This is a genomic window from Azospirillum formosense (assembly GCF_013340925.1).
Lineage (GTDB): Bacteria > Pseudomonadota > Alphaproteobacteria > Azospirillales > Azospirillaceae > Azospirillum > Azospirillum formosense.
In genome coordinates this window covers 1-6107 of sequence record NZ_WHOR01000313.1, presented here as the reverse complement: position 1 = coordinate 6107, position 6107 = coordinate 1, and the positions used below count along the sequence as shown (strand labels likewise).

5 protein-coding genes and 1 pseudogene are annotated in these 6107 nt (G+C 68.4%); all 6 read right to left on the bottom strand.

Features of this window, described 5'->3' with window-relative positions:
• Positions 1–352 (bottom strand): annotated as a pseudogene (locus GBZ26_RS25940) (SPOR domain-containing protein); the annotation flags it as partial.
• Positions 353–595: 243 nt separating this feature from the next.
• The gene (puuE, locus tag GBZ26_RS25935) at positions 596–1513 is read right to left on the bottom strand and encodes an allantoinase PuuE (protein ID WP_174441307.1); all 918 of its coding nucleotides are present in this window, start codon (positions 1511–1513) and stop codon (positions 596–598) included.
• Positions 1514–1545: 32 nt separating this feature from the next.
• Positions 1546–2118, bottom strand: a complete 573-nt coding sequence (locus GBZ26_RS25930) for a septation protein A (RefSeq protein ID WP_174441306.1) — start codon at positions 2116–2118, stop codon at positions 1546–1548.
• A gap of 66 nt (positions 2119–2184) precedes the next feature.
• Entirely contained in the window at positions 2185–3276 is a 1092-nt protein-coding gene (locus GBZ26_RS25925; RefSeq protein ID WP_174441305.1) for a lipid A deacylase LpxR family protein, read from the bottom strand.
• Between the two features lie 102 nt (positions 3277–3378).
• Complete coding sequence (locus GBZ26_RS25920) at positions 3379–4908, bottom strand: AMP nucleosidase (RefSeq protein WP_174441304.1); 1530 nt, start codon at positions 4906–4908, stop codon at positions 3379–3381.
• 70 nt (positions 4909–4978) lie between these two features.
• Positions 4979–5977: a signal recognition particle-docking protein FtsY gene (gene ftsY / locus GBZ26_RS25915; protein WP_425599366.1), complete on the bottom strand. Its 999-nt coding sequence runs from the start codon at positions 5975–5977 to the stop codon at positions 4979–4981.
• Between the last annotated feature and the right edge of the window lie 130 nt (positions 5978–6107).

Genomic DNA, 6107 nt, shown 5'->3' with positions numbered 1-6107 from the left:
GGGCCGCGCGGGTGATCAACGCTTCCGGCTTTGCCGGCGTCCCGGCTCCGGGCGAGGCGCCACCGGGGGCCGGGGCGCTGGGGACGGCGGTGATGAGCGGTGCCGGGGGCGCGGACGGCGCCTCCCCGCCCTGGTCCAGCATCACGACGACCGCGCCGATGCCGATGGCGGCGGCCAGCGCCGCGGCGATCTTGCCGATGGGCAGGTGCCGCTCCGCCTTCCGCCCGGCATCCGGGGACAGGAGATCGTCCTCCTCCGCCGGGTCGGCCTTCAGATCGTCGTTGAGGGCGCGCAGAAGGCGGGCGATGTCGTCCCGGGCCTCCCCGCCATCGTCGGCGGGAGCATCGGCCATGGGGGGCGCCTTGTGATCCGCGGTCTGACCGGCGGCCTTCATTTCATCCTTGAACGTCACGGCGGCGTGCGCACCCAGTTGAAGATCGCAAGGAATCGGCAGTCACGGAACGACGGCCCCGAAAGGGCCGCGCCGCGATCCAAAGACCTTCTACTGTATTTCGACGTTCGTTCAAACGCCGATGCGACGAATTGGCGTGAGAAAGTTGGGCGCGGTCATGCGCCCGGGGCGCTTCTTCCCGGATCAGGGGGCCGGTCGATAGGGATGCTCGGCCATCCAGTGGCGGGCGATGTCCAGCCGGGTGGCGACCCACACCTTGTCGTGGCCCCGCACATAGTCGAGGAAGCGGGCCAACGCCGCGGCGCGCCCCGGGCGCCCGACCAGACGGCAGTGCAGCCCGATCGACATCATCTTCGGCTGGTCTTCGCCTTCGGCGTAGAGCACGTCGAAGCTGTCCTTCAGATAGGTGAAGAACTGCTCGCCGGTGTTGAAGCCCTGGTTGGTCGCGAAGCGCATGTCGTTGGCGTCGAGCGTGTAGGGCACGATCAGCTGCGGCCGGCCGAAGCGGTCGTCCCAATAGGGCAGGTCGTCGGCGTAGCTGTCGGCGTTGTAGAGGAATCCACCCTCCTCCGACACCAGCTTCCAGGTGTTGGGGCTGCACCGCCCGAGATACCAGCCGAGCGGGCGGGAGCCGGTCACGCGGGTGTGGATGTCGATGGCGCGCAGCATGTGCTCGCGCTCCACCTCCTCCGGCAGATGCTGGTAGTCGATCCAGCGGTAGCCGTGGGTGGCGATCTCCCACCCGGCGTCCAGCATGGCGCGGACGGCGTCCGGGTTGCGCTCCAGCGCCATGGCGACGCCGTAGACGGTCACCGGCAAGCCGCGCCCGCTGAACATCCGGTGCAGCCGCCAGAAACCGGCGCGGGACCCGTACTCGTAGATCGACTCCATGTTCATGTGCCGCATGCCGACGATGGGCTGGGCGCCGACGATCTCCGACAGGAAGGCCTCCGAGGCGGCGTCGCCGTGCAGGACGCAGTTCTCCCCGCCCTCCTCGTAGTTGATGACGAACTGCACCGCCACCCGCGCCCCGCCCGGCCAGTAGGGGTGCGGCGGACGGGACCCGTAGCCGATCAGGTCGCGCGGATAGTCGTGGGACATGGCGGGTGCGCTCCGTAGGGAAGAGAGTGCGGTCAGGAGGCGGAGGAGGATTTCTCGGCCGGCGGCTCCTCCGGCACCTGATGGCGCAGGATCAGCGGGGCCTGGAGGGCGCTGAACAGCAGGGTCAGCGGCATGATGCCGAACACCTTGAAGTTCACCCAGGCATCGGTGGTCATGGTGCGCCACACCACCTCGTTCAGCGCGGCCAGCAGCAGGAAGAACCACGCCCAGCGGATCGCCAATGTGCGCCAGCCGGCGTCGGACAGGTTCAGCACCGACCCCAGCACATGCTTCAGCACGTTGCGCCGCGTCAGATGCGCCGTGAACAGGACCGCGGCGAACAGCAGATTGACCAGCGTCGGCTTGATCTTGATGAACAGGTCGTCCTGAAGCCACAGCGTCAGCCCGCCGAACAGCAGGACGAAGCCCGCCCCGACCACCGGCATCACCGGCACCTTGCGTTCGAACCGCCAGGAGATCAGGACGGAGATGCTGGTCGCCACCATGAACACGGCGGTGCCGATCATGATGCCGGCCTGGGAGTTGGCGATGAAGAAGGCCGCCAGCGGGCCGGCTTCGATCAGCAGTCGGGCGTATTGGTTCATGACCCTCACATAGACCGAACCGGGCCTGGGATAAAGAGGGAAGCGGGGGGACGCCCCCGCGCCCGGTCAGAACCGGTAGGAGGCGCGGATCGAGCCGTAGTTGGTGTAGGATTTCTGCCCCTCGAACTCCGGCGACAGGAAGTTCTGGGCGTAGGAGATGCCGAACGGGCCGTAGCGCAGCGCCACGCCGAGCTGGAAGGCGGCGACGAAGTTGTTCTTGTCCACCGACCGGCTGTCGCGGAAGCTGTTGCCGTCGAGGAAGATGTTGCGGGCGATGGCGCGCCCCTCCGCCCCGGCGTAGACGTACCAGGAGAAGGGCGGGCGCGGCGCCCCCTCGGCCACGCTGTCCTGGTAGGGGATGCTGGCGGTCGGGCGGAGGATCAATGCGCCGACCGGCGGCGCCATGTTGCCGCCCAGCCGCATCGTGACGCCGGCCCCGCCGAAGGTCAGGACGTTGCCGACGCTGCCGGCGACGTGCGGGCTGATGTCCGCCTCGAAGGGGCCGATGCGGGCTGGCCGCTCGGCGCGCCAGACATGCTCGTAGCTGAGGATGATGCCCGGCTCGTTCTTGAGCTGGTAGTCCCAGCCCTCCGGCCAGCGGGCGCCGGGCACGATGCGGTGAACCGTCTTCTGGGTCTGCTCCGCCAGCGAGGCCGGGCCGACCATGCCGATGTCCAGGTCGATGCGGTCCACCTGCCGCGTCTCTTCCGAAATCACCGACAGGCGGCCATACAGCCAGCCGGCGTAGGGGCGGTCGGTGGCGTCGGGGATCGGCTTGGTGATGTCGCTGGGGGTGTACATGTTCTGGCCGATGGCGATGCCGTAGCGCCGCACCCCATGTTCCCCGATCCAGGGGACGAGGTTGGCCAGCCAGTCGATGTTTCCGTAGGTCGGGCGTTCGCCGGAGACGTAGTAGAACTGGACGCCGTTGGTGTAGTAACGGTCCGTCCCGCCTCCGAACAGGTCGTTGTCGACCCAGGCGCCGATGGACGGGCCGGACCGGGGGGCGGTTTCCGCTGGCGCAGCGGTGTCCGTGTTCGGGAGGTTGTCCGCCTTTGGAGCGCTGTCCGCCTTTGGTGCGCTTTGGGCCAGCACCGGCCCCGTCGCCAGCCCGATTGAGAGGGCGGCGATCACGCTCCAACCTGCACGCACGGCCATAATGGTCCAATTCCCTTCGTTGCCGAGCACCCTAAGATAAGGCGCGGGCGCCCTTTGGCGCCTGCACTTTCGGGTGAGGCAAAATGGCTTTCGGAGGGCCGCTTACTGGAAGGCCGCTTCGGCGAAGCTGCGCAGCTTGCGGGAATGCAGGGTTTCCATGCCGTGCTCGCGCAGAAGCTCCATGGCCAGAACGCCGATCTTCAAATGCTGGTCGACCCGCTCGCGGTAGAAGCGGTCGGCCATCCCCGGAAGCTTCAACTGCCCGTGCATCGGCTTGTCGGAGACGCAGAGCAGCGTGCCGTAGGGAACGCGGAAGCGGAAGCCGTTGGCGGCGATGGTGGCGCTTTCCATGTCCAGCGCGACGGCGCGGCTCTGGCTGAAGCGCATCAGCGGCTCGCGGTGGTCGCGCAGTTCCCAGTTGCGGTTGTCGATGGTCGCCACGGTGCCGGTGCGCATGATGCTCTTCAGCGCGTAGCCGGACAGGCCGGTCACCCGCTCCACGGCGGTCTCCAGGGCGCGCTGCACCTCGGCCAGCGCCGGGACCGGCACCCAGGTCGGCAGGTCGGCGTCCAGCACATGGTCGTCGCGGACATAGCCGTGGGCCAGCACATAGTCGCCCAGCCGCTGCGTGCTGCGCAGCCCGGCGCAGTGGCCCAGCATGATCCAGGCGTGCGGGCGCAGCACGGCGATGTGGTCGGTGATCGTCTTGGCGTTCGACGGGCCGACGCCGATGTTGACCAGCGTGATGCCGTTGCCGTCCGGGCGGGTCAGGTGGTAGGCGGGCATCTGCGGCAGGCGGAGCAGCCGCGCGCCGTTCGTCGGCGCCTCGCCGGAGCCGCCACCCAGATTGGCGTTGTGGACGATGACGCCGCCGGGCTCGACGAAGCGGTCGTACTGGCTGCGGTAGGCGGCCAGCTCGGAATCGGTGGTTGGCTCCATGATCTCGCGGGCCATGCGGATGAACTCGTCCACGTAGAACTGGTAATTCGTGAACAGGACGAAGTTCTGGAAATCCTCCGGCGCCGTCGCCGTGTAGTGGCGCAGCCGGTGCAGCGAGAAATCCACCCGCGGCGCGGTGAACAGGGCCAGCGGCTTCACCGCGTCCAGCGACTCCTCGTAGGTGCCGTTGACGATGGTGTCGTCCATGCGGGCGAGGTCGGGCAGGTCGAACAGGTCGGGCAGGCCGGCCAGCCGCTCCGGCGTCAGGTCGCCCTCGACATGCATGCCCTGCGGGAAGGCGAAATGGATGGGGATCGCCTCGTCGCTGACCCCGACCTCCAGCGGAACATGGTGGTTGCGCAGCAGGAGCGAGAGCTGTTCGCGGTAATAGCGGTCGAACAGGTCGGGGCGGGTCAGCGTCGTGGAATAGGTGCCCGGCCCCTCGACGAAGCCGTAGGCCAGCCGCGTGTCCACCGTGGCCGCCGAGGCGGTGGACAGGCGGACATAGGGGTAATGGGCCTGCTCCCGCCGTCCGCCGTCCTCGCCGCGGGTGAAGGCGGCGAAGCGGTCGCGCAGATAGGAGGTGTTGCGGTCGTAGAGGTCCTTGACGAGGGCCAGGGCGGCGTCCGCGTCGGTGAAGCGCTCGACAGGACCGGGGGGAACGGGGGAGGGGGAGGTCTTGGCAGCCGTCATAGTCTTCAGATAGGGCTTGGGCGAAGCGGCCGGAAGGCCTTTTCTCGCCCAAGCCCGCGGTTGGGCGCCGTTACTGGGACGGCAGCCCCATCAGCGACTTGGCGAACTGGTCGGCGTCGAAGGGGCGCAGATCGTAGACGCCCTCGCCGATGCCGATGGCGTGCACCGGCAGCTTGAACCGCTCGGCCAGCGAAACCAGCACGCCGCCGCGCGCCGACCCGTCCAGCTTGGTCAGGATCAGGCCCGAGACGTTCACCATGTCGCGGAACACCTCCACCTGATTGTGCGCGTTCTGGCCGGTGGTGGCGTCCAGCGTCAGCAGGGTGGTGTGCGGCGCGCTCTCGTCCACCTTCTTGATGACGCGGACGATCTTGCGCAGCTCCTCCATCAGGCCGGCCTTGTTCTGCAGGCGGCCGGCGGTGTCGATCAGCAGGATGTCCACGCCCTGGCGCCGCGCCTCCTCCAGCGCGTCGAAGGCGAGGCCGGCGGCGTCGGCGCCGGTGTCACGGGAAACCACCGGGCAGCCGGTGCGCTCGCCCCAGATCTTCAACTGGCTGACCGCGGCGGCGCGGAAGGTGTCGCCGGCGGCCAGCATCACCGTCTTGCCCTCGGCGCGGAACTGGCGGGCCAGCTTGCCGATGGTCGTCGTCTTGCCGGTGCCGTTGACGCCGACCACCAGGATGACGTGCGGCTTCAGCGTGGCGTCGATCTCCAGCGGCTTGGCCACCGGGCCGACGATCTTCGCGACCTCGGCGGCCAGCGTGGCCTTGACCTCCTCGGGGCTGACCTCCTTGCCGAAGCGGGTGCGCGCCAGCTCCGCCGTCACCTTGGCCGCCGTGGTCGGGCCGAGGTCGGCGGTGATGAGCAGCTCCTCCAGCTCCTCCAGCGCCTCGTCGTCGAGCTTGCGCTTGGTGAAGATGCCGGAGATGCCCTCGGTCAGCTTGGACGAGGACTTGGACAGGCCGTCCTTCAACCGGGCGAACCAGCCCTTCTTGGGCTTCTCCTCCTCGGCCGTCAGAGCCGCGGGGAGGTCGTCACGGACGATCTCCGGCGTGTCCTCGCGCTCCACCGGCTCGGGCCCTGCTCTTATACCCCGCCGACGCCGCCCACCACCCACCTCGTGGTGAATACGGTTGGCCCGCGCGCGTGCATAAAAACAACACCACACAACGACCTGATCGTCCTTGCTGTTCACGCAT